The 24,833-nt window shown below is 55.4% G+C and carries 13 protein-coding genes; 7 read left to right on the top strand and 6 right to left on the bottom strand.

Annotation, left to right across the window (positions count from 1 at the left end):
- The first annotated feature begins 184 nt into the window (after positions 1-184).
- The 3 genes from ID864_RS15940 (at position 185) to ID864_RS15930 (ending at position 6,090) form a co-directional block, all read left to right on the top strand.
- The gene (locus ID864_RS15940; RefSeq protein WP_396018885.1) at positions 185-1,441 is read left to right on the top strand and encodes a tetratricopeptide repeat protein; all 1,257 of its coding nucleotides are present in this window, start codon (positions 185-187) and stop codon (positions 1,439-1,441) included.
- A 355-nt stretch (positions 1,442-1,796) separates the two neighbouring features.
- A complete protein-coding gene (locus ID864_RS15935; protein ID WP_187496904.1) occupies positions 1,797-2,414 on the top strand; it encodes a response regulator transcription factor in 618 nt (205 codons plus the stop codon).
- A 4-nt stretch (positions 2,415-2,418) separates the two neighbouring features.
- On the top strand, positions 2,419-6,090 hold the full coding sequence (locus ID864_RS15930; RefSeq protein ID WP_224750531.1) for a transporter substrate-binding domain-containing protein: 3,672 nt from the start codon (positions 2,419-2,421) through the stop codon (positions 6,088-6,090).
- Here ID864_RS15930 and ID864_RS15925 read toward each other — a convergent pair.
- The 4 genes from ID864_RS15925 to ID864_RS15910 form a co-directional block, all read right to left on the bottom strand.
- On the bottom strand, positions 6,087-6,701 hold the full coding sequence (locus ID864_RS15925; protein ID WP_191150074.1) for a response regulator transcription factor: 615 nt from the start codon (positions 6,699-6,701) through the stop codon (positions 6,087-6,089). The genes ID864_RS15930 and ID864_RS15925 overlap by 4 nt on opposite strands.
- A 69-nt stretch (positions 6,702-6,770) precedes the next feature.
- Positions 6,771-9,677: a response regulator gene (locus ID864_RS15920; protein ID WP_191150073.1), complete on the bottom strand. Its 2,907-nt coding sequence runs from the start codon at positions 9,675-9,677 to the stop codon at positions 6,771-6,773.
- A 52-nt stretch (positions 9,678-9,729) separates the two neighbouring features.
- A complete protein-coding gene (locus tag ID864_RS15915; protein WP_191150072.1) occupies positions 9,730-10,626 on the bottom strand; it encodes a hypothetical protein in 897 nt (298 codons plus the stop codon).
- 193 nt (positions 10,627-10,819) lie between these two features.
- On the bottom strand, positions 10,820-15,079 hold the full coding sequence (locus ID864_RS15910) for an Ig-like domain-containing protein (protein ID WP_191150071.1): 4,260 nt from the start codon (positions 15,077-15,079) through the stop codon (positions 10,820-10,822).
- Positions 15,080-15,463: 384 nt separating this feature from the next.
- On the opposite strand from ID864_RS15910, the gene ID864_RS15905 reads away from it, so the two are divergent.
- Genes ID864_RS15905 through ID864_RS15890 form a run of 4 tightly spaced genes read left to right on the top strand, consistent with a single transcriptional unit; the run spans position 15,464 to position 21,137 of the window.
- The gene (locus ID864_RS15905; RefSeq protein ID WP_191150070.1) at positions 15,464-17,755 is read left to right on the top strand and encodes a type I secretion system permease/ATPase; all 2,292 of its coding nucleotides are present in this window, start codon (positions 15,464-15,466) and stop codon (positions 17,753-17,755) included.
- The gene (locus tag ID864_RS15900) at positions 17,755-18,990 is read left to right on the top strand and encodes an HlyD family type I secretion periplasmic adaptor subunit (protein WP_191150069.1); all 1,236 of its coding nucleotides are present in this window, start codon (positions 17,755-17,757) and stop codon (positions 18,988-18,990) included. The genes ID864_RS15905 and ID864_RS15900 overlap by 1 nt, the downstream gene beginning before the upstream one ends.
- A gap of 17 nt (positions 18,991-19,007) precedes the next feature.
- Positions 19,008-20,378 (top strand): TolC family protein, encoded by a 1,371-nt coding sequence (locus tag ID864_RS15895; protein ID WP_191150068.1) that lies wholly within the window; start codon positions 19,008-19,010, stop codon positions 20,376-20,378.
- A gap of 54 nt (positions 20,379-20,432) precedes the next feature.
- Positions 20,433-21,137: a response regulator transcription factor gene (locus tag ID864_RS15890; RefSeq protein WP_191150067.1), complete on the top strand. Its 705-nt coding sequence runs from the start codon at positions 20,433-20,435 to the stop codon at positions 21,135-21,137.
- A 132-nt stretch (positions 21,138-21,269) separates the two neighbouring features.
- Here the strand turns inward: ID864_RS15890 and ID864_RS15885 are convergent, their stop codons facing one another.
- Positions 21,270-22,208, bottom strand: coding sequence for a fimbrial protein (locus tag ID864_RS15885; protein ID WP_191150066.1), 939 nt, complete (start codon positions 22,206-22,208; stop codon positions 21,270-21,272).
- Between the two features lie 18 nt (positions 22,209-22,226).
- Positions 22,227-24,764 (bottom strand): fimbria/pilus outer membrane usher protein, encoded by a 2,538-nt coding sequence (locus ID864_RS15880; protein ID WP_318153236.1) that lies wholly within the window; start codon positions 24,762-24,764, stop codon positions 22,227-22,229.
- Positions 24,765-24,833 lie beyond the last annotated feature (69 nt).

The following is a 24,833-nucleotide window of genomic DNA, read 5'->3' as shown; positions in this document are numbered from 1 at the left end:
TGAAGATTATCATAGGGTTATGTTGATGCTCTGGGTGTACAGGATAGCTGTACAGCGTCCGGAAACTATCGGTAATGCGGCGGTGATTATTGTAAACAAAAAGTATTCCAAGACCAGTCTTGTGAAGGAAAAGGCAAGCGGCGTTTAAACTATCGGAAATTTCTGGTCTTTATGAGTGAAAATTATGCCGCCGCGTATCCAATCATCAGGGCGCAAGCCCGTTGTTCCCTCTGCTGCTATGGTGCAAAAATGCCAGCAGCTCGCCGCGCAGTTCCGCCAGGCCATGGCGCAGCTGGATTACCCACGGGCACGCCAGTGCTGCGAGCAAGTGCTGAGGATGATGCCGGGCAATATGTCGGTGTTGAGCGACTACGCGCTGGCGCTGATGCGCGAAGGCAATTACAGCCAGGCGTATAAAACCTATCAGCGCATTGAGGCATCGCCGTTTCGGCAGCAGGCTTCTGAAACCTGGCTCGACGGGCTGGCTGAAGTGTGCGGCTGGCTGGGTAAAACAGAGGAGCTGCAGCGCTACGGCCATCGTTCGCTCCGGGCCGCGGATGATAAGTTTCGTCACGGGCAGCGCTGGCCGCTCGGGCCGATAAAACCCTTCAATCCTCAGGCACGTGACAAGAATATTATCGCTTTCAGTTTATACGGTGCCCAGCCGCGCTACTGTGAAACGCTGGTTGAAAACATTAAAGCGGCAGCCGAACTCTATCCGCACTGGAGATGCCGCGTCTATCTGGATGACAGCGTGCCTGAGCACGTCTGGCAGCGTCTGAGGGATGCGGGAGCTCAGCTGCGCGATATGTCCGGTGATAAAGATATCTTCCCTACGCTGTGGCGTTTCCTGGTGATGGACGATCCGCTGGTGGAGCGCTTTATCGTGCGCGATGCCGACTCGCTGGTATCGGAGCGCGAAAGCGCCGCCGTGCAAGCGTGGCTCGCCTCGCCGTATCATTTCCACCATATGCGCGACTACTTCACCCATACCGAGCTGCTGCTGGCCGGAATGTGGGGCGGGGTGAACGGGGTATTCCCGCGAGTGGAACCGCTGATCCAGAACTTTATCGCCAGCTACCAGGGCGCCGAGCGCTTCACCGATCAGTACTTCCTGAAGGCGGTGCTGTGGCCGACGGTGCGTGAAAGCATCCTTAATCACGACGAGCTATTTAATTTCCATCACGCGCAGCCGTGGCCGGCGCATGGTCCCATCCGCTGGCAGACCGATGCCTTTCACGTCGGCAGCAATGTCGGTTATTCCTGCGCGGCCGGGAGCAGCACGCTGGCGGACGGGGCACAGCAGGCGGTGGAGCTGATGATGGGCGGCCAGCAGTATCGCTATCACGCCGGTGTCCAGGGGGGGGATTGGTCGATTTCGCTACCCTTTTTCTTAGTGCAGCGGTATCAGCGTGGCGAGCTCAGCGTTCGCAAGGTTTGATGGCGGGGGCGCGAATTGAGCAACCAACACCAGGGTCGTCTGGTTCTGCCTTTAATTATATATAGAGGGTATTTTTCACTAGCGAACTGAATTATTTGAGTTAAGTCCGATTAAATAGATCCGGCAATGGCTTTACTATTTTTGCCGCCATTGGTTTAACAGCTTAACAAGGTCATTTTTCACCGGGAATTTTCAAAAACCATCTAATAACTAAGGTTTTTTTTCGGGAAATTAACTTTTTTATAGCCAAAAGGATAAGTAATATCCTACAGTTAAATCTGTATTAACCAGCTATGGTAGCGCCCTTCTTCACCCCTTATGGGGAGAGTTTGCTTATCCAGGAAACTGAATTCTTATGAAAAAAGTGATCATTGTTGACGATCATCCTGTCATCCGCTTTGCGGTAAAAATGCTGCTGGAAAAGCATGGTCTGGAAGTGGTCGCTGAAACGGATAACGGCGTCGATGCGTTGGCAAAAGTACGTGAGCTGGAGCCAGATTTAGTCCTACTGGATATCGGGTTGCCTAAGATTGACGGTTTCCAGGTGATTGAGCGCTTACGTTCGATGGCCATCCCGCTGAAGATCCTGGTGCTGACTTCGCAGGCGACAGCGCACTTTGCCCAGCGCTGCCAGCAGACCGGCGCAGATGGTTTTGTCACTAAAACTGACGATCTTGCTGAATTGACGGACGCTATCAAGCTGGTCATGCGCGGCATTAGCTATTTTCCCCAGAGCAGCCATAACTACGGAGCCGCGGCCGATGTGGATCCGCTTAAGCAACTTTCTGATCGCGAACTTAGCGTACTGATGTTGATAGGGCGGGGCTTTGGCAATAAGCAGATTGCCGAGCAGCTGCTGCTGAGTGAAAAGACCATCAGCACGTATAAACATCGTCTTAAAATCAAACTTAATGCCAGCACGCTGATCGAGCTGATTGATTTTGCCCGCAACAATGCCCTGATCAATGACTGACGCGATGATGCGCCTGTTTCAATCCATGCTGCTGGCTGCCTGTGTAATGATACTGACGCCTGCATGGGCAGCAGAATTTCATTTGCTGTCACGCGCAGCGCTTCACGAATTCAAACCGCTAAAGCTTAGCGTTACGCAGCAGCAGTATCTGCACCAGCGTAAACAGTTGGTGATAGGCATATTACGTTATGACATGCCGCCGTTTGGCATGCGCAATATGCGCCAGGAATATGAAGGCGTCAGCGCCGATTATATCAGCATGGTGGCTGTACAGCTCGGGCTGCCAGTGGTCGTCAAACAATACGACGACAGCAAGATGCTGTGGCAGGCGCTGGCTAAAGGAGAGATTGACCTTATCCCCTCAGTACCGGGATTCAGCGATGACCCGGACTATGATTTTTCCCTTCCTTATGCAGTGGAAAAACCGGTGCTGGGGGTCAATATCAATGATATTCAGACGCTGCCGTACGATCTGCGCAACATCAATGTGGCGATGGTGAAAGACTTTTTACCGCTTACCACGCTGAAGAAATACTACCCCGAGGCAAATTTTCGCTTTTACAATAATTATCAGGATGCCCTTAGCGCTGTGGCTTTCGGCCAGGAAAAGGTCTTTATTGGCAACAGCTACTCGCTCAGCCGCAACTTTCTCAACAACGTGCGCCTTGAGCGTTACAGCCAGCTGCCCGATCGTCTGGTCGGTTTCGCGCTGAGCCGCCAACAGCCGATCCTGGTTACGCTGGTAAATGAAGCGCTTGCGGCCATTCCTCAGGAGGAGAAAGATCGGCTACAGCGGCTGTGGCAGACTAATCTGGTGGAGGTGGGGCAGACGGCATCACCGCTCAGTTTTACGCCAGAAGAAAAAAAATGGATGGCAGATCATCAGCATATTAACGTGCTGCTGTATGGCCAGGATAACGCTGCGCCCATCTCTTTTGTTGATAACAATGGCACTCTGCATGGCATGGTGGGTGACCTGCTATCGGTTATTGCGTTAAAAACCGGTATGCATTTCCATTTTTCTACGGTGGACACCACGCAGCAGCTGGTTGACGGGGTGAACAGCGGCAAAGCCGATATGCTCGCCTCACTAACCCCGAGCGAGGCACGCAGCAAGCAGATTCTCTTTACCCGGCCTTATCTGCGCAGTGCCTTCGCCCTGGCGGTGCGCAAAGATAATAATGATATTCACTCACTGCCCGATCTGCGCGGTAAACGCCTGGCACTGGTGCACAACACCAACGTTGAGTCGCTGGTGCGCAGCCGTTATCCTGAAATTAATATTGTGGCGGTGGAGAACGAATCCGAGCTGTTAGCCAGCGTCGCCAAAGGGCGGGCCGATGCCTCAGTCAGTATCCTGATGATGGCGGATTACCACATTAAAACCCAGTATGCTAACCGGCTGAAAATCGTAGGTACGATTGGGGATACGCCCGCCTGGATCTCTTTTGGCGTCGGGCGGGCCGATCCGGTATTACGCAATATTCTCGATAAGGTTCTGCTGAGTATTCCTCCCTCTGAGATGGAAAGCCTTGCCAATCGCTGGCGGCCCAGTGACTTTATCGTGGTGGATAATTTTTGGTCACGCTATCGTGAAGTGCTGATCGCCAGCGGGCTTTTTACTCTGCTGATCATTGCGATTACCACTGGCTGGGCGCTCTATTTACGTCAGCAGATCAAACGTAAAGCCGAGCTGCGTCGACAGCTGAATAACCAGCTTTCACAACTGCGTGAAGTGGTGAACAGCATGCCTTTCCCGGTATCGCTACGCGACAATAACGCCTGTTTAATCTACTGTAACCAGCGCTATCTGGAAGAGACCGGAATCGATTATCAGGCAGCGCTGGGTACCACCATGGAGCAATCACCCGGTTTGCGCTCCCCCGAGCAGGCCAGCTTCTATCATCAGCAGATGCTTGAGGTGATTGCTACCGATCAGCCGATCGTTGAGGACCGCCGCTACGATCTCTATGGTAACCCGGACTCCTCAATTGGTCTGACGGTCTACCAGTGGATCCAGCCGTGGCACGACAGTGATGGCAAGGTGATGGGGGTGATTGGCGGATGGATGGATATTACCGAACGTGAGGCGCTGTTTGCCGAATTGCGCGATGCCAAAGAGCGCGCCGAGGACTCAAACCGTGCCAAATCGGTATTCCTCTCCACCATGAGCCACGAAATCCGCACGCCGATGAACGCCATTATCGGCATGCTGGATATGGCGCTGAAAAGAGGGCGCGATAACCAGATCGATCTGCAGGCGCTGGAAGTGGCCTATGAATCAGCTGAGAGCCTGGTCGGGCTGATCGGCGATATTCTTGATATCAGCCGTATTGAGGGCGGTCATCTGGAGTTCAATCCTGAAACGATCAACCTTGGCAAGGTGATCGACAACATGCTGAAGGTTTATCAGGGCCTGGCGATTGATAAAAATATTACTCTCAACAAACTCTACCCGGAAGAGCCGATAGTGGATGTCATGGCCGACCCGCTGCGAATTAAGCAGGTGTTGGCGAATCTACTCAGCAATGCAATCAAATTCACCGATCGCGGCGGCGTCTCGCTTTCACTGCAACAGAGTATCGACCGGGATAATGGCTGCGTATATTACTGTATTGAGGTACAGGATAGCGGTATTGGGATTGCGGCAGCCAGCCAGGCGGCGCTGTTCCAGCCTTTCAGCCAGGCGGAAAATCGCCGTGCTGGCACCGGGCTGGGGCTATATATCAGCCGCACCATTTGCGAAAATATGCAGGGCTCGCTGACGTTAAACAGCGAAAAGGGTATGGGCACGCGGGTACGCGCTACGCTACAGCTGCCGCTTGTTGCTCAGATAGCTGAGCAGAGTAGCGTTAGTGAGCAACCGGAGCAGGGGCTGCCGATATTCCACGTGCTGGTGGTAGATGATAATGCCGCCAATCGGATGCTGCTGGCAAAGCAGTTGGCATGGCTCGGGCAAACTACCCAACTGGCAAGTGACGGCTACGCCGCGTTAAAACTTTGGCAGGAGAATCGCTTCGATGTGATTATCACCGACTGTAATATGCCGGGGATCAATGGCTATCAGCTGACGGAGATTATTCGTGAATCGGAAGAGGAGCAGCAGCGCGAACCCAGCTGGATAATGGGCTTTACCGCCAATGCCATGCATGAAATCACCGAGCGGTGTTTGCGGGCGGGTATGAACAGCTGCCTGTTTAAACCCTGCTCGATCAACAGTCTGGCTGCCGCACTGCGGGCTATTAACGTAAGCCGTCAACATGTTCAAAGCGTGAAAAAGAGTATCAGCATTGAGCAAAACCAACGTGCCGAAAGCGTTGAGCCTGACAGCAGTATCGAAAATGCCAATGATGAAGTTGACCGTCAGATTAAAATCGCTATGCGCAACCTGATGATCACCACCCTGAAGGCGGATCTTGAGCGGATGGCGGTGCTGCATCTTGCCGAGCAGCCTGGTGAGGTTGCCGACCTGGCGCACCGTATCGCGGGCAGCGTCAGGATTGCCGGGCGAAATGACTTAGCGGATGCCTGCATTCAGCTGGAAGTCAATTGTCGCCAGCCTGAAGCTCATGAAGGTAGATTAGCTACACAGTACAGTCAGTTAATCAGGATACTTAATGACTACCTGGCTCAGCTTGAAACGGAAGCAGCAGAGGAGTTAAACAGGCCATGCTAAAAACCGCTACGACGGGCAAAATCCACCACGTCGCGGATTTTATCCGTTTTCAGTTTTGTCATAATACTGCGTTTATAGGTACTGATAGTTTTACTGCTGAGTAAAAGCTCGCTGGCAATAGTTTTATTCGTTTTCCCACTGGCCAGTTCGCGCAGAATTTGCAATTCCCGGTTGGTGAATGTCAGTATTAACTGCAGATCTTTATTGGTGCTGCCGATCTGAAGTGGCGAGTGTACGAAGATATGTCTGTCACTTTTCATTCGCTCAAGCAGTATCACAATTCTCTCCAGCTCGTCTGACTTGGTCAGATAGCCCTGTATTTCCAGACGATGGCCGCGAATCAGGTGATAGGCGCTGTCCCCTCCCGCCAGTACAAAAACTTTGATGTGCGGGTTCAAGCGTTTTATCCGACACAGCTTATTGAAATGTTCTTCTGGCAGGTTAACCGGGTCGAAAATAATAACGTCGGGAATATGGCTTTCAACCTGATAAATAAACTCACTCGGTTCTGAAGTGCTGCAGGTTATGGTGTAATCCATATTTGCCAACAGATGCTTTAAGCCATATATAATAATCGGGTGGCTATCATAGATAATTACATTAGTAGACATGCTATTCCCTTAATTAGATGACTAAATTCTCTCATAGCAACGCAATAGATAAACCAGGACGGGTCTCCTTCATTCCGTCGCGTGTAAAGCGCCGGCTGTGGTGTAATGAGTAATCAGACGATGCAGATGATTAGATGACAGTGGCTTGGTCAGGCACTCATTCATTCCGGCCTCCAGGCAGAGGCGGGCCACTTCCTCGCCAATCATTGCCGTCAGCCCGAGGATCGGGATTGGCGCAAGATTCAGCTCTCTCTCTTCGGTGCGAATACGCTGCGTCATGGCAAAACCGTCCATCTCCGGCATGGTGCAGTCGGTGATGATCAGCGAGTAATCCCCCGCGTTCTGCCAGTAATTCAAGCCTTCCAGCCCGTGAACCGCGGTAGTGACCTTGTGACCCATCGCGCTAAGCTGCTGATTGAGGATCAGTAAGGCCGGGGGGTAATCATCCACCACCAGAATGTTCAATGATGTCGGCGTGAGCACCTGCGTAGCGGGCTTAAGCGCTGAGCGGGCATTCAGATGCAGGCTGACCGCAGTGCCATGCCCTGTTTCGCTCTCAATCCGCAGTTTTCCTCCGGCCATCGCGACCATCTGGCGGCAGGCTTGAAGGCTCAACCCGGTGCCGTGCAGGTCGGTTTCACTGGCGGACTCCTCTAACTGGAGATCTGTTTCCCAGCTTACTGGTAGCCCAGCTCCGCGGTCAGTGACTTTTATCTCCAGTGGAAGCTGGCCCTGAGCATTGATGTTTCCCTGCAGCAGCATCACTTCGATATCCCCGGCTGGGGTGTGTTTCACCGCATTACGCAATAGCGTAGAGAGCACGCGGATAATCAGCAGGGGGTCGGTTTCACACTGTGTTTCTCTCATTCGATTGGTGATGAGAATTCGCTGGGAATTTTCTTCGGCCTGCTGGCGGTAGAGCGCCACGGTACTTTGTACCAGCGAGGACAAGTTTACCAGGCGTGAATTGCCCGCATGGTCTGGTGTTTCCGCGCGAAAGATATCGAACACGTCCCCGGTCAGCGACATCAGCTCGCAGGCAGATTCATAGGCAGTTTGCAGATTGATATTGGGGCGTACTGCGTTGCCCGGCTTACGTAACTCCAGCTCAAGCAGGCCGATAATGGCATTGATCGGCGTGCGCACCTGGTGACTCATACTTTTCATAAAGGTGTTATGCGCCTGTAGCATACGCTGATTTTTGTCTTTGGCGGCCTGCAACTGGGCTATCAGCATGCGATTTTGCCTGAGGCGGTCGAGCAGTCGCTGCAGTGAGTGGCGTAGATGGTTAATCCACAACGCGCTGAGAATGATAACCAGCAGAACGGCCAGAACGGGCAGCATCAGTGAACCTAAATCTGAGAACCAGTCCTGCTCATCTTCCTCTGCCACCGGCTCTACGCGCCAGGTTGCGGCGAGTTTGATCAGGGTTTCCGGTGAGGTGGCCTGCAGCGCTTTGTTAATGATGGCGATGGCTGGGGCATTGTCACCGCGCGCGGCAAAACTAACATTGATCGGCCTGGCAGGCAGTGCCAGAGCCTGATAGAGACCGCGATGGCTGTTCTGTTGCAAATAATATTGTGCAGCAAACAGGGTTGAAATAGCGCCATGTACTGCGTCATTTTCCAGTAAATCGATGGACTGGCTGGAGGTCTCTGTCAGCGTGAGCTGCAGCATGGGAAACCAGGTTTCCAACCACGGGATAAGGGGATTGTCACGCTCAATGGCGATCTTCTCTCCGCTGAGTTCGTGCATTGAGATGGGGTGAACATCCGCCTTTTTCATCAGCAAAATAGCCGGGCTGACCAGCCATGGCATGCTCTGCTTCAGGGTAGGGGGCATCACCTCACTCTCCCCTGGCGCGCTCAGATCGCTGGCCACTATCGCCGACTTATACTGCCCTAGCAGCTCGGCCATCTGTTCATCGCTATGGGCGATTTTATAATTAAACGTCAGGCCGAAGTGTTGGCTCAGCCACTGTAAAATATCAACGGAGAGTCCGGCGGGTCGCCCGTTGGCATCAACAAAATTCAGTGGAGCATGGCGGCTGTCCAACAGCACGTTGATGGCATTCTGCTGTTGCAGCCAGGCGCTTTCCGGTTCGCTAAGCTGTAAAGCGTGTGGGTTGATCACATGGTCATTACCCAGCCCCCAACTTTGCGCAATCCTCAGGCGACTGACCAGCGGCAGGCTGCTCAGCACGCTATCAATGGCGCGCAGTAAGTGCGGCGAACGCTCGCTGACGCCGAAGCTAAGATTAAGATCGCCATGCGTCGGATGGGGCAGCAGCCAGAGGTGCTCGACCTGCATGTCGCGCGTCAGAAATTTCGCCGTGGCGCGGTTCATCCACTGGGGTGCAGAAGTGCCAAGTGCCACGGAGTTGATAATGTGATGATAATTTTGCTGTCCGCTGTTCTCTTCCAGCGGCGTGCGGCCGGTCAGGTTTGCCGCATCTGTCAGCAGGTCGTTAAGCAAATGAGGTGGCGCGTTAGACATACCTGCTGCAGCGGAGACAATTTTCTGGCGGCTGACCAGCACCGGGCTGTCGAGCAGCCACGGCAGTGAAGCCTGTACCCGGCCCTGCGACGTTATGGCTTTATTCCACACCGCCAGCAGCGTGATCTCCCCACTATTCAGGGCCGCCAGCGCGGCTCTACTGTTGCGATAGTGGAGTAATGTGAAGTGGACGTTCAGCGCCGACTCCAGCAGTGACAAATAGTCGGCATCGATTCCTGCCAGCTGGCCGCGCTCAATCCCCTCGCTGACGGGAGGTTGAGACAGGCCCCATACGCCGACCTTTATTACCGGATGCGAGCGCAGCCAGGCCGTCACATCAGGGGTGAAGTTTGTCACGGGCGGCGTGACTTCAATACGCGGCGTTAGCGTCAGGACTTGCGGTGCTGGCGTACTTGCCACGACGTCAGACCACAGCGTGACGGCACACAGCAGAAGAGTTAGCAGAAATCGATTCATCATTATTGCAACATGTTTGCGCCTGCTCCCTCGTGGGGCGGCTCAGTGGGCGGTGTTAAAACAGATGATGCATTTCAGTCTGTTCCGGTTCGGATGGCGTCACTGGCGGCATTACGGCCACAATCCCGTCATCGCAGGCGGGTTGGTGGTTGTTCCAACTGGCTGGGGGTTCTTCACCCACGACGTCGTTCAGCTCAAGCGCGGACGCTGGCGTGCTGTCGGCGATCGCATTACCGCTGAACAGCTGCTCTGGCGCAGGCACCAGCAGCTCGCCGGGACCCGGCAGTGGCGTAACGCTCTTGGCGCCGGACTCGACGCTGGCTGTAACGGTGTGTAGCGAAATAATATCCGCCAGCAGCGGGTCATGGTGGCTGGTGCCCAGATAACTATCCTGCACCGGGGCAGCGTGATGTTGGGTTACCGCGCTATGATCGGCCTGCGGATGATGCTCGCCATGCTGCTGTTCTGCGTGCCGGTCGTGGGAGTCAACTTTGGCTTCAGCGGCATGCTGTGATGGTGATTTTAACGGCGGCTCGCCTTTATCCTGTGGGTCAGCGCTGTGGTTAGCTTCCTGATGGACGACACTATTTTCAGCTTTCGTGGCGGAAGCGTCGCTGGCTGGCACGTCAGAACTCTGTGCATCCTGCTGTAGATTTACGTCTTCGGGGCGAGTCTCGGCTAGGGAGGTAACGGGCGCAGTGTCACTCCCCGCCACGGCAATGGGATCGAGCGCGCGATCGTTCACCAGGTACACCAACTCGTGGCTGACGTCAGTGCCGGTATACAGGGCACGAGCAGGGGCACTGCCCTGTAGGGAGCGCGCGTAGCGGTTGTTGTCATCATCGCCGCTATCTTCCCACTCCTGTGGGTCGGCGCGCTCTGGCTCGGTGGGGGAGAGCGCTGAAGGAGCCTGTGACTCTCGCAGATTAGTGGTGTCAGTAAAAGGGGGCATCTGGAATTGTTCCTGTAAAAAAGTGAGAAAAAGCCGCGTGTTAAGAAATTTCTTTGATTGTGCCTGAGTGGGTTAAGAGTTAGTCCAGGCCCGGTCTTGGTTTCAGCTGGCGGGGGAAATTGCAGGGAAAAAAAGCCCGCCAGAGGAGGCGGGCAAAACAGGACCACGCGCGGTGGCCTGTAACACAACGGAATTACTGCTGGTGAACCTGAACGCCCTGCTGTATCAGCACATCAACCTCGTGATCGCTGTTCTGATAGACGTTGTAGGTAGTACCATCCATGGTCACTTCACCCTGGGCGTTCCACTGATCCGGTGATTTATCGCCGTTGACGCTCTCCAGGTTAACGCTATCGCCGCTATCGCCTTTGACCATCAGCTGGGTACTGCCGTTGTTCAGGAACAGATCTTCACTGCCCATCGCCAGCACGTCGTTGGCGTTGAGATTCAGCGTGGTGTCCCCTTTAGCCGTAATATCAATCACATCTACTTCCGGCTGCTGATGCACAATATTGCTCAGATTGATTGGCTGCTCGGCCTGATCAATCACCAGCGTATTCAGCGGCTGACCGTGAATACTGTTCTGCTGGTCATGATGCTCCACGGCACTCTGAGGCTGCTGCGCCGCATCGTGATGTTCTTCCGTCACGGACGACACCGCCATGATGCCGTGCTCTGCATCGTGAGAAGCGGATTCGTCTGCAACGCTGCTGATGCCGGCGCTGTGAGCTGCGGCGATATCTGCCGCGTTGGCTTTGGAGTACTGGATGTTATCTACAATGAAACCACTTGCTTCATTGACCGCAACGATTTCAACACGGCCAATCAGTGAACCATCGGGAGCTGTATAGCTGTTGGTGCTGATTGCACCCGTGGCTAATTGCAGTGTTCCAATCAACGTATTATTGGTGTCATAGAAGTTCAGCCACGCCGTACCCGCCACATTCACCCCAGCAGTCTCGATCGAGAAGTTATACGCCGGGCTGTCAAGATTAAGTTCCATCGTCATGCTGAGAGAGCTTGCATTAAGCTGTAAGACTTTCCCGCCAGCAGGGTACCAGGCGACAGCTCCCACCATGACAGTAGGGTTACCCGTATAGCTGATCGTGTATCCATTCATATGCGTACCGCTGGCAACGGTGCTGCCTTCGGTATAACTGGTGAACGGATCAAGTACGGTAGCCGCCAGCTTAAAGTCGAACTCGCTACTGGCGGCACCTACGACGCCCGCCTGACTGATCGGCTGAGCCGTAAAGGCATAGTTGTCGTAAGCCATGTCGGCGGTTGGTGTCCAGCTCCAGTTGCCGCTGCCATCCACATCCACCGTTGCCACCGGGGTGCCGTTATTCATTAGTACCACCTGACCGTTGGCCGGACCGGTGCCGTTGAGGGTCGGCGTGGTGTCATCGGTGATGGATCCTGATACCAGGCTGCCGGTTACAAGGCCGACGTTATCTTCAAGGTCGGTGATTGTCGGTGCTGCCGGAACCGTATCATTAATGTGCAGTTCGAACGGGTCGGAGTCGGTACTGTTACCTGCATCATCAATCAGGCGCACGGTAAAGTTATAGTCGCCGTTGGCCAGCGCCAGGTCAGGGCTAACCGACCAGCTTCCGCCAGGGCCAGTGATCGCGGTGCCGATCAGTGTGCCGCTTTGGTCGCGCAGCTCAACGCGTAACCCTTCTTCCCCGGATGTACCGCTCAGCAGCGGCTGCTTCTCATCGGTCCAGTCGCCGCTGTGCAGCGGGTCAGTGACGGTGCCGGTGGTATCCTCCGCGCTAACAATCACCGGTTTTACCGGAGCAACAGTATCCAAATCCACCGCAATTGGCGTGGATTTTGCGCTTTCATTGCCTGCCGGGTCGGTAAAGCTGGCACTGATTGGATGCGTGCCGTCGCCGGTAATCGGACCGGTAACGGTCCAGGCACCGCCAGGGCCAACAATACCAGAACCGATCAGGGTACTGCCGTCGTACAGCTTGACGATATCACCTTCAATGCCGCCGCTGCCTGACATCTCCATATTACCGTTGTTGGTTACGCCGCCCGCGGTCAAATCTTTATCATTGCCATCTTCCAGCGTTGGCGTTGGCGCCGCCGGAGCGGTGGTGTCGAGGTCAACCGCGATAGGAGCCGATTTGGCGCTCTCATTGCCGGCTTTGTCGGTGTAGCTGGCGCTGATCGGGTGGGTGCCGTCGCCGCTAATCGGACCGGTAACGTCCCATACGCCGCCCGGACCGACAATGGCGGAACCAATCAGGGTATTGCCGTCGTACAGTTTAACGATCTCCCCTTCAGTACCGCCCGTGCCGGACATGTCCAGGTTGCCGTTATTCGTCAGACCGCCTGCGGTCAGATCCTTAGCGTTGCCATCTTCCAGCGTCGGCGTAGCCGGTGCTGACGGGGCAATGGTGTCGAGGTCAACCGCGATAGGGGCAGATTTGAGGCTTTCATTGCCAGCCGGGTCTGTAAAGCTGGCGCTGATTGGATGGGTACCCTCGCCGCCGATCGCGCCTGGTACGGTCCACACGCCGCCATCGCCGACTACCGCAGAGCCGATCAGAGTGGCGCCATCGTAAAGTTTGACGATATCACCCTTGGTGCCGCCGCTACCGGACATCTCCAGGTTACCGTTATTGGTCAGGCCGCCGTGGGTCAGGTCGAGGCCGTTACCATCTTCCAGCGTTGGCGCAGGCGCAGCCGGAGCCACGGTATCCAGGTCGACCGCAATCGGTGCGGATTTGGCGCTTTCGTTGCCCGCCGGGTCGGTAAAGCTGGCGCTGATCGGATGAATACCGTCGCCAGCAATGGCGCCGGGTACGGTCCAGATGCCGCCGTCGCCGACTACTGCAGAGCCTATCAGGGTGTTGCCGTCATACAGCTTAACGATGTCACCCTTAGTGCCGCCGCTGCCGGACATCTCCAGACTGCCGTTGTTAGTCGGGCCGCCGGCGGTCAGGTCGAGGTGGTTGCCATCTTCCAGATGGGGCGTTGGCGCAGCGGGTGCAGTCGTGTCGAGATCGACAGCAATGGGTGCAGATTTAGCACTCTCGTTGCCCGCCGGGTCGGTATAGCTGGCGCTGAGGTCATGGGTGCCGTCGCCGATTAATGCGTCGGGAATGGTCCAGTTGCCGTCTTTGTCGACGATGGTGGAGCCGACCAGCTTGTCACCGTCGTACAGCTTCACGATGTCGCCAGGGGTACCGCCGGTGCCGGACATATCCATATCGCCGTTGTTGGTCAGGCCACCGTGGGTCAGGTCGGTGCCGTTGCCATCGGTGAGGGTCGGAGCAGGGGCCGCAGGTGCGGTAGTATCGAGGTCTACCGGAATCGGCAGGGAGCGCGCGCTCTCGTTGCCGGCCGGATCGGTGATGCCAACGCTAAGGTCGTGTTTGCCGTCGCCGACGATGGTGCCGGGTACGGTCCAGTTGCCGTCCTTATCAACCACCGCAGAGCCGATCGGTTTGTCGCCATCATACAGCTTGACCACGTCACCGGGCGTTGCGCCGCCGCCGGACATGCGCACATCACCGTCGTTGGTCATACCGCCGTGAGTCAGGTCCTGGCCTTTGCCGTCGGCGAGGCTGAGGTCGTCGCCCGTAGACGGAGCGGTAAGGTCAACGCTGAACGAAATCGGTGCAGTTTTCGCGCCTTCGACGCCCTCGGCGTTAACCTGACTGAAGCTGACGCTGTGCGGGCCTTCGGCCAATGCGCTGACCGGCTTAAACTCCCAGCTGCCGTTGCTTGCTACGTGCGCGGAGCCAATCAGCTTGCCGTTGTCGTAGACGTTGACGGTGCTGCCTGGAGTGCCGTTACCGGCGAATACCGGGTGGCTATCATCGGTGCTGCCATTGGCTGGGATCTTCCCTTGCACGCTGCCGACGTTGTCGGTGGCGGTAATCGCCCCCGGAGCTGCCGGGGCGTGGTTACCGTTTTCGTGATGGCCACCGCCGTGATTGTTGGCGGCCAGCGCAATGCCGGTCAGGGCTGCCAGAGCCGCCAGCGCACCAAGGGCGATCATGCCGTTGCTCAGGCCAGCCGCCGCCGCCAGGCCTTCGAGACCCGCCGTCGAATCACTGCCGAGGATCAGCGTGGATGCGCCGCTGTCATCCAGCAGCAGGAAGGCGTCGCGATCGGAGCCGTCCTGGTTGACGTACGTGTGGTAAGTGCCGTCGGCGGTCATGCCGGACAGCTCGCCCTGGTGGTCATAGAAGCCGTCAATGATAATTTCCGGCGTGTCGTCGCCGTCCTGGGTTAAGACCTGCAGATCTTTACCGACGCGTTTTACCACGATGTGGTCTGGTGCGGTCTGATTTTCACCGCTGGACAGCAGATATTTACCGCCGTCAATAGCTTTGATATGAACCGGCTGGCCTTTGGCCGCCTGCGGCAGCGATGCCGTCTTAGTGATAGTTTTGCCGTCAACAACCAGCAGATGCAGAGGTGAATTCATAATGCATGAGTCCTGATGAGAGAATTGAACGAATTAAATTCAGAGGCTGTTCCTCAGAATTTTCCTGATAATGCGGGGAATGGTTTAGAAAAGAACCAGGCCATGTCTTGGATGAGAAGATTTTGTCCGTAAAAATGTGTTCTGATTAAAAGTAAATAAAGAAGAAGGCGTGACGGATCGAGGGGGATAATTTTCTGCCAGTGAGTCGCGTTTAAAGGTAATCCTTTTCCTACGTCCGGGTAAGTAATCCGCTATTCAGAAAAGTCCTGCTATTTAATATTCTCTGTTCACTTCTCGAGGGGGCGAAGTCAGTGGCAACGCTTTGCTCACTCTCTTCACGCTCTGGTATCACCACAACTGACTTTTAATTAACAAGAGATTGAGATGAACGCGAATGAATCCCACAATCTGCAGCAGGATGAATTGCAGCAGCTTGCGCAGGTAACAATGCGCATCGACGATACTCTGCTGCAAAGCGTGGACTGGATTTGCCAGCACTATGGAATGGGGCGCAGTCAGGAAGCGCTGGTAGCAGGGTTAGCCAAAGACGTTTTCCTGTCGCCGTCGCAGGCGCTGGACGCACTCGAAAACAACGGTTTCACCTCAGGCCTGGTCGAGCGGCAGCTGTGGGAATTACCGCTGGAAGTGACGCCAATTATTCTGGTGCGCAAATCTTCCGGCGGCTGCATTTTGCTAGACCGGGTAAAAAAGAAAAACGCGGAAAATAAGCTGACCTGGTTCTACAAGGTTATTTTGCCGGAAGTCAGCAAAGAGCCGGTGGAAATTGAACACGAGGAGATTGAAGCGTGGTTCAGCGGCTACGCCATTATGACTAAGCCAAAGGCGAAAGTAGACCGCCGCGTAGTAGAAGGGTTACCGGAAAATCAGAAACACTGGCTGTTCAGCACCCTGTGGCGCTATCGACGCTATTACCGCAGCGGGGCTGTGGCCTCGGTATTAATTAACGTGCTGGCCCTGGCTAGCATCTTCTTCACCATGAATGTGTACGACCGCGTTATCCCGAACCAGGCATTTACCACCCTGTGGTCGCTGGCGATTGGCGTAACCGTGGCGATGCTGTTTGAAGCCGTAACCCGCTATGTGCGTGCTTATCTGCTGGATACCGCCGGCAAAAAAGCAGATTTGATTGTCGGCAGTATCCTTTTTCGTCAGGCGCTTTCGGTACGGATGGAGCATAAACCGCAATCCTCGGGCACCTTTGCTAACCAGCTGCGCGAGTTTGAATCGGTACGTGAGTTTGTCTCATCCGCTACCCTGGCGGCACTGGCTGACCTGCCGTTTATCCTGCTGTTTATGGGGGTGATCTTCACCATCGGCGGTCCGCTGGGCTGGGTTCCGATGTTGATGCTGCCGCTGATTCTTATTGTCTGCGTGATCATTCAGTGGCCGCTGGCAAAAATCATGAAGGCCAATCTGCAGGAATCGTCACTGAAGCAGGGGGTGCTGATTGAGTCGGTGGAAGGTATGGAAACCCTGAAGGCCGTTAATGGTCAGGCCTATATGCAGCGCCGCTGGCAGAACTTCAGCGCCCTGCAGGCAGGCAGCGCAGCGAAATCCAAGCGTTTCTCTTCGCTGGCGACTGGGGTGGTAACGTTTCTGCAGCAGTTCCAGACCGTGTTACTGATTGTGATTGGCGTGTACCTGATTGATGCCGGCACCCTCACCATGGGTGCCTTGATAGGTACGGTCATGCTGGCGGGCCGCGCAACGGCTCCGCTGGGGCAGGTGATTGGCCTGGCAACACGTTACCAGCAGGCAAAAGCTGCCCTGACGTCACTGAGCAAACTGATGAACATGCCGGTCGATCGCGACGAAGAGCAGGAGTATGTGGCGGACCCGGATCTTAAAGGCGGCTTAACCCTGAAGAAGGTGCAGTTCAGCTACCCGGCACCGCCGATGCGCCCAAGTCCGAAAGTGCTGCACAACATCAGCCTTGATATTCAAGCCGGCGAGCGCGTGGCGATTCTCGGCGCGATTGGCAGCGGCAAATCCACGCTGCTGCGCATCATGGCCCGTCTGTATATGCCAACGGAAGGGCAGATGTTTGCCGCCGGTCTCGACGTGAATCAGATTGACCCGGCCGACTGGCGCCACACCGTGGGCTATGTCAGTCAGGATGCGCGCCTGTTCTACGGCTCGCTGCGTGAAAACGTGATGCTTGGCGTGCCCGATGCCTCAGCCAGTGAGTTGATGCGCGTGCTGAAACTGACCGGGCTGGACCAGATCGCCGCCCGCCACCCGCAGGGTATCCACCTGCCGGTGGGGGAACACGGCGGTAATCTGTCCGGCGGCCAGCGTCAGCTGGTGGCACTGGCCAGAACCCTGCTGACCCGTCCACAGATGCTGCTGCTGGACGAGCCGACCAGCGCGATGGATGCCCAGACAGAACAGCAATTTTTACGCCATCTGCATGCGGCCAGCGAAGGGCAGACTCTGGTGGTGGTCACCCATCGTCCGTCACTGCTGACCCTGGTCGATCGCATTATTGTTATCGATAACGGCAGAGTGGCGATGGATGGACCGAAAGAGAACGTGCTGGCAAAACTGCGTGGCGAAGCGCCGGTAAGCGCGACCAGCACTAACAAAGTGAGCACGGCGACACCGGCAGCAAATAGCGCCGCAGTGGCACAGCCAGAAACCGAGGAAAGCGCATAATGGCTAAGTTATCCCTGCGCCGCAAGCAGGCAATCAGCGCCAGCGATGCGGCTTTTATGAATGATATTCACTCCTCGTTACTGAGCCAGAGAACGCCCGGCTCATATCTGGTGCTGCTGATTTTTATCGCGGTTATTGCCGGTTTTCTTACCTGGGCACACTTTGCCAAAGTCGAGGAGATCACCAAAGGTGAGGCCAAAATCGTCTCGCGCAGCCATGAGCAGGTGATCCAAAGCCTGGAAGGCGGCATCCTGGCTTCAATGGACGTGCGCGAAGGGCAGGTGGTGAAGCAGGGCGAAGTGCTGCTGAAAATTGATCCGACCCGCGCCCAGGCCAGCTACCGTGAAGCCCTGAACAAAGTGGTCGGTCTGAAAGGAACTATTGCCCGCCTGCGCGCCGAAGCTTATGGCCAGCCGCTGGTCTTTGACGAACAGGTGATGAAAGACAGTGCGGTGGTCGAGCAGGAAACCAAAGCTTACAACGCGCGAAAAAGCGCGCTGAATGATGCAGTCGGCGCGCTGCAGCGCAGCTATGACCTGTCGAAGCGTGAGATTCATATGTCCCAGCCGCTGGCGGCGCGTGGGCTGCTCTCTGAAGTGGAGATGTTACGCATGCAGCGCCAGGCCAACGACCTGCAGTCGCAGATTGTTGAGCGCCGCAACCGCTATCAGGCGGAAGCCAACACCGAGCTGAACAAGCTGGAGCTGGAGCTATCGCAGACTTCGGAAAACCTGATTGGGCGTGCTGACGTAATGGACCGTACCACCCTTTCCGCGCCGGTTAACGGCACGGTGAAAAATATCAGCGTCAACACCATTGGCGGCGTAATTCAGCCTGGTGAACATATTATGGAGATTGTACCGTCAGAAGATCAGCTGTTAGTGGAAGCGAAAATTCGCCCCTCTGACGTGGCCTTTCTCCACCCGGGACTGGCGGCAACGGTAAAAATTACTGCCTATGATTACGCCATTTACGGCGGCCTGAAAGGCAAAGTGGAATTAATCAGTCCGGACACGATTAAAGATGATGTGAAATCCACAGCCGGTCGACCGGACGATACCTACTACCGCGTGATGGTATTAACTGACAGCAGCACCCTGAATGTCGGTAATAAACAATTGCCAATAATTCCGGGCATGGTTGCCAGTGTTGAAATCCGCACCGGTGAAAAAACAATTCTCGAATATTTGCTCAAGCCAATATTCAAAGCGCGTGAAGCCTTCCGCGAAAGATAATAACGGAAATTTAAATAATGAAAATCTGTCTAACGACGCTGCGTATTAGCGCGGTACTGGTAGCGGCTGCCCTGAATATGCCGATGATGACGTCGGCCAACGCGGCCGTTGCGCCAAATACGTTCAACAGCGCGCCGGCTAAAACGGTCGCCGTCGGCGAGCGTCATCTTCCGGCTGAGCGCGATATCCGCGCCGCGTTCTACCACGCGGTAGCCATTGCGGTACAGCGCAGCCCACAGCTGCGCAGCGCACAGTTTGCCAGCGAGGCCGCGCGTGAAGAGGTTAAGGCTGCCAAAGGCGCGCGCCTGCCGCAGGTGGATATCAGCACCGACTCGCGCCGCTGGCAGTTTGGTAAGGGAAACCGTAATGCCAGTACCACGCCGGCAATTGGTCTTAATATTGCTACCAATCTGTATGACTTTGGTCAGACCTCGCACACCATCGACAGCAAGCAGCATGCGGTGAAAGCGGCAGATTCACAGCTCGATGCGCAGCGTGAAGACCTCGCCTGGCAGGTGAGCGGCGGACTGGTTGAGCTGGCGAAACAGCGCCTGATTATCGAGATGAGCGAGCAGTATGTGGCGCGGATGAATGAGCTGGTGACGATGCTGAGTGGCATCGTCGCTCAGGACCCGGGACGTCGCAGCGAGCTGACCCAGGCGACCGGGCGCATGTTACAGGCGCAGTCGGCGCTGGATAACGCCGTGGCGAAAGCGCGCGATAGCGAGATTCTGCTCACCCGCCTGCTGGGCGATGCCCAGGTTGCACTGCCACCGGGAAAACGGTGGGATCTGAACCCGGCCGCGTTGAATGCACTGATGGCGCAGGTAAACGATCACCCTACGCTGACACAGGCGCGTGAGCAGGCTGAGGCGTCGTTCGACGAAGCGAAAGCGCTGAAATCATCCAATCTGCCGCAGGTCAACTGGGTAGTCAGTAAGAGCACCGGTCGCGATGAGTATAACGGGCGTGAAGAAGCCTGGCAGACCGGTATCAACGTCAGTTGGGGCGTATTCCGTGGCGGTTCAAGCAAGGCCGCTGAGCAGGCAGCCGTGCAGCGTGCCTATGCGCAGCGCGAGCAGGCAGAGAACCAGCTGGACGATCTGCAGCAGCGCGTGCGCGCGGCGGATCAGGATGCCCATTCGATGCTGCAGCGCGCGGACCTGTACCGCAACCTGACCACCGAATCTGACCGCATTCGCCATGACTTCTTCGACCAGTGGTATCACCTGGGTAAACGAACGCTGTTAGATGTGCTAACTTCAGAATCGGATTACTACAACAATCGCGTGGCGGAAATTACTAATCGCTTTGACGGTTATAGTGCGATTTTCCGCGGTTATGCCAGCGCCGGGGAACTGCTTCACTGGCTCCAGGGCCAGAAATAATAAGATTAATTTTAGGGGGGCTAATACGCCCCCCTCATTGTAGAGGTCTGCTTAATGAGCCTGTTGAACGATAAAAAAATCACCGTGGTACTGCTGGACGATCATCCGATGATCCGTTTCTCCTTTGAAGTTGCTGCGGCCAAAGAGAAAGATATTATGATGGCGGCAACCTTTGGTCACAGCCGTGAACTGCTGGCATGGCTGCGTGATAATCATGCCGATGTGCTGATGCTGGACTATATCCTTAACAGCGATGAGATGGATGGCCTGTCGCTAATCAAACAGATTCAGGCTCACCACCCAGAGCTGAAAATTCTGCTCTCTTCATCAATGGAGAGCCTGGCGGTGATCCGCGCGGCATTTATGCTGGGTATCAAAGGCTATATCACCAAACGCGAAGAGACGCAGTTCTACTTTGATGCGGTACGCAGGGTTGCGGCAGGGCAGCGCTATATGCCAGAGAATATTGCGGTTGAGCTATCGCAGGTGCCCACTCGCAAACGCGACAACGCACTGCTGGAAATGGCCTTTACGGCACAGCCGCAGGACAACGACCTGGCGAAACTTAGCAAGCTGCTGACCCCACGCGAGGCAGAAGTCATTCGCTGCTTCCTCGACGGCATGGCAATTGTTGATATTGCTGACAAGCTGAAGCGCAGCCGAAAAACCATTAGCGGTCATAAGCAGACGGGAATGAAAAAGTTGGGGATAGGGTCTGACCTCGAGTTATTTAAATACCGTGACGATCTGTTTAAATAAGCAAGAATTTTATCTCAAATAACGATGTGCAGAAGATTCTGCGCGTCGTTTTTTTATGGCAAAAAAAAGTGTACGCCAGGCATTCAGCGTACACAGGATGATAACAACAGCTTATCAAGGCACAGTAAGGATTTAGTTGTAGGTCATGGTGAAGGTGGCCTGGGCGTTGGCGGTGCCGGCTTGCACCGTGGGTAAAGTTTGGTAATAGCGCGCAATCAGTGGAATATTAAATACGCCACCAGGGGAAGTCAGAATCGGCATCTGGCTGCCAAATGTGACCGGTGCGCCGCTATAGGTTAATTGGATCCCAACACCACTGGCCACGCCCGCTGAACCTGCTGAAGTCAGCGCGATCACCCCTGGTGCTGCTGAACTGTCGGCGACAGCATCGACTGTCAGCTTCACGCTGGTACCCGCATCACATCGCAATGGAATAAAGAAGGGAACGGGGGTGCCTGCATACCCTACATGTGTAAAGAGATTGCGTGCCACATTGCCCATTGGCACATTAATGGCGCTGCTGGAAACGGAGCAGGCAACCGGGACGATGGTATTGGTGCCGGACAGATTCAATGTATATACCGTCGTGGCATCAATTTTGAATGTAACAAGCGCGCCATTGGTGAGATTGCCGCTGCCTACGGCAGCAGCAGAGGTCTTAATCAGGTCTGCAGCAATCGTCCCACCTTGAAATGAGGAAGCGGGTCCAGACACGGAACCGATCGGAAAATAACTGTTAAACCCTGCCCCGAAATGTATACGCATACCGACACCTGGAATATTGGTTGAATATACGCTGTTACCATAGGGGCTTAGCGTTGAGAACAGTGTGAGATTGCCTGTATAAGTCCAACGAGCATCACAGGTCCAGGTTGCTCCTCCAGACACAATAGACTGTGTTGCCAAAATCGTCCCCACAGGCGTATCGCGCTGAACGACAACCCGACCAAAACTGATAGTGCCAGTGCCAGGTCCTGACTTTAAGGTACAAGCCGCCATCGCCGCGCCAGGCAGCAGGAACATCATACCTAATGCCGCCGAAAAACAACGCGTTCGTTTATTCATTCTCATGGTGTGCATCCTGTTCGCTTAGCGGCAGACAAAGTCCGCTGCGGTTATGGTAGTGGCACCCTGGTCAGGTAGTGCAAAGTTAACCTGACAATGCTGATTAGCCGCATTGCCCCATTTGACCCGCAGCTGGCCTTTATCCGGCACCCCGCTCATATAGAGCTGACCATCGCTGCCGACAATACTGCTGTTGGCTGAGTTGTCATTATTTTGGCGCAGCGCCGCAGTCGCGCCAAATGGCACTGGGCGGCCCTGATAGCTGAGGGTCATCAACACCCGGCGCCCGACGCGGGTCTTAAAATCGGCCAGCACCACGGCACCCTGGGTAGGGACCACGGTCTGGACATTGCCGTCAAGGTCGACATTCTCCGCAAGGCTTTCAGTTTCCAGCGCCACGCGGTTCTGACGATAGGTGCTGACGTAGGGCACCACGGCATAACCGCGCCAGTCGGTGCGCACCCCCGTGTTATTCTCAATTTTGACGCCGCTGGCTCCCGGCGCGCGTACCAGCGCCAGGGTTTCCCCCTGCTGCTGTGAGAAGGTTACGCCGTAAGGATGCAGCACAATGCCACCCTGCAGGCCGTAGTTGAGCTGTTCAGCGTCTTTGGCATAGTTATAGCCGCCCTGCATTTCGCCATACGTCCCTTTATAGTTGGCGTTGACATTGCCGCTGGCCCCTTCGCCCTGATTGCTATAGCTCTGCTGCAGGTTATAGTTCAGATTGTTATCGGCCAGCGTAGTGCCGCTCAACCCAACCTGGTGGGTGGTGCTGCCGCGCTTGGAGGTATTCATATTGTAACTTGCCCAGCTGTTCGGCAGCCACTTACTCAGCGGCACCTGGATATTAATAGCAAATTGCTGGTCGTTAGCGTTATTGCCCGGCGACTGGCTATAGGTATAGCTCACGCCCCAGGTGATGCTGTTGTAACTCAGGTTGTATCCCGCACCGAGATTGCGTTCATATCCAGACTCACGCCAGTAATCCTGTTGCCAGGCGGACAGATAAAAGTTGCCATACTGCTCCAGCGACTGATTGATATTGACCTGCGCCTTGCTGCGCTTGTTATATCTCTGGCGCCAGTCATCGAGGGAAGTGGTCCCCAGCTCGTTAGCTTCTTTGAAGTCATAAAAACCGCTGGTGGAGTAACGATAGCCTGCCAGGGTAAAGGTGGTTTTAGTGACTTCAATATCTTTAGCGTACTGAAATCGGAATGACTGGCCGCTGTGGTTGCTGCCGTCGCGCAGTTCGGTTTTAGCCTGGGTGACGTCCACAGAGAGGGAACCGAGATCGCCAAAGCCATGACCCAGACCAACCACCTGTGCATTATAGCGGTCGGAAACCAGCAGGCCGCCGTAAACGGTAGTATTGGCCGGCAGGCCGTAAATCAGCGTGCCCTGGGCAAAGCCAGGCTTCAACGCACCTGGAATGACGGAGCGATACTCACCGGCCGTGGCGGCGTACTTCAGGCGCCCTTCACGCAGCATCACCGGTACCGCCGAGAAAGGCTGCACCGAGTGACGTTCACTGCCGTCAGCCTCGGTGATGGTCACGTCGAGATCGCCGCTGGAGGCAGTCGGGTAGAGGTCAGTGATTGCAAAGGGGCCAGGGGGGACATAAGTCTGATAAATAATGTAGCCGTTTTGGCGCACCGTTATCTGGGCATTGCTCTGGGCTATGCCGCGTACCACCGGGGCAAACCCTTTCAGACTGTCCGGGAACATATTGTCATCGGAGGCAAGCTGCGCGCCGCGAAACTGCACGCTGTCAAATATCTCGCCTGGCGAAGCGCTGTCCCCCAGCGTCATCTGGCCTTTCAGCGCCTGGACATCACGCTGCAGATAGGTATTGACGTTCTGCCACTGGCGCTGACCGCCGCCGTCGCTCCAGGTAGAATAGTTGCGCAAACGCCACGCGCCGAAGTTCAGGCCGGTGCGCAGGTTAAGATAATAATTGTCGTCGCTGCCGGGACGCCCGTCGCGGCGGGTGTTGGAACCGCTGAAATTATAGTTGACCAGGGCGGCTGGCAACCCCTGGTCCCATTGTGAGGGGGCGATATAGCCGCGTGCTTCGCTAGTCAGCGCAGCCTGAGGAACACTCAGATTCAGGCGCTGGCGGCTGAAATCGAACTGGCTGTCAGCGTCGGGAATATACTGGCTTAGTCCGATTATCGGCTTATCCGCAGCCATCAGCTGTAGCGCAGGGAAAGCTTCCAGCTTAATCCCCATTGACCGTAGCTGTTCTGGGGTCAGCTCGGGCTGCAGTTTACCGTTAAGGTCATCAAATTTAACCTTACGGGTCTCGATCTTATTATCGTTGAGGTAAATATCCACCAGGTAGCTGCCCGGCATCTGGCCGCCATTAGTTGAGAACTTGCTGAGATCAAGTCCGGCCTGTTCCGGGGTCAGCTCCAGCGCCGCTGGGTTGAAATAGTCATCAGCCTGAACGGCGCCAGAACATACGGCAATAGCCAGCGCCAGCAGTGACGGCATAAAGGCCTCACGCGCGGTGCCGGGCCGGGTAATGGCGGCCGCATGAGTTTTGTAATATTTTTTGTTCATGGCAAAGCGTTCCCTTCAGGAATGACAGCAAGGGGATCCCTCCCGCTCTCATAAAATGATGGTGGTTGA

This window comes from Erwinia aphidicola (assembly GCF_014773485.1).
Taxonomy (GTDB): Bacteria; Pseudomonadota; Gammaproteobacteria; order Enterobacterales; family Enterobacteriaceae; genus Erwinia; species Erwinia aphidicola.
The sequence above is the reverse complement of the archived record's forward strand: the minus strand, read 5'-3'. Positions and strand labels throughout refer to the sequence as shown.

Excerpts from the sequence above, each read along its gene's own strand:
- ID864_RS15880 (WP_318153236.1), bottom strand. The coding sequence starts at position 24,764 with ATGAACAAAAAATATTACAAAACTCATGCGGCCGCCATTACCCGGCCC.
- ID864_RS15895 (WP_191150068.1), top strand. The coding sequence starts at position 19,008 with ATGAAAATCTGTCTAACGACGCTGCGTATTAGCGCGGTACTGGTAGCG.
- ID864_RS15920 (WP_191150073.1), bottom strand. The coding sequence starts at position 9,677 with ATGATGAATCGATTTCTGCTAACTCTTCTGCTGTGTGCCGTCACGCTG.
- ID864_RS15925 (WP_191150074.1), bottom strand. The coding sequence starts at position 6,701 with ATGTCTACTAATGTAATTATCTATGATAGCCACCCGATTATTATATAT.
- ID864_RS15935 (WP_187496904.1), top strand. The coding sequence starts at position 1,797 with ATGAAAAAAGTGATCATTGTTGACGATCATCCTGTCATCCGCTTTGCG.
- ID864_RS15930 (WP_224750531.1), top strand. The coding sequence starts at position 2,419 with ATGATGCGCCTGTTTCAATCCATGCTGCTGGCTGCCTGTGTAATGATA.
- ID864_RS15910 (WP_191150071.1), bottom strand. The coding sequence starts at position 15,079 with ATGAATTCACCTCTGCATCTGCTGGTTGTTGACGGCAAAACTATCACT.
- ID864_RS15915 (WP_191150072.1), bottom strand. The coding sequence starts at position 10,626 with ATGCCCCCTTTTACTGACACCACTAATCTGCGAGAGTCACAGGCTCCT.
- ID864_RS15885 (WP_191150066.1), bottom strand. The coding sequence starts at position 22,208 with ATGAGAATGAATAAACGAACGCGTTGTTTTTCGGCGGCATTAGGTATG.
- ID864_RS15940 (WP_396018885.1), top strand. The coding sequence starts at position 185 with ATGCCGCCGCGTATCCAATCATCAGGGCGCAAGCCCGTTGTTCCCTCT.
- ID864_RS15905 (WP_191150070.1), top strand. The coding sequence starts at position 15,464 with ATGAACGCGAATGAATCCCACAATCTGCAGCAGGATGAATTGCAGCAG.
- ID864_RS15890 (WP_191150067.1), top strand. The coding sequence starts at position 20,433 with ATGAGCCTGTTGAACGATAAAAAAATCACCGTGGTACTGCTGGACGAT.
- ID864_RS15900 (WP_191150069.1), top strand. The coding sequence starts at position 17,755 with ATGGCTAAGTTATCCCTGCGCCGCAAGCAGGCAATCAGCGCCAGCGAT.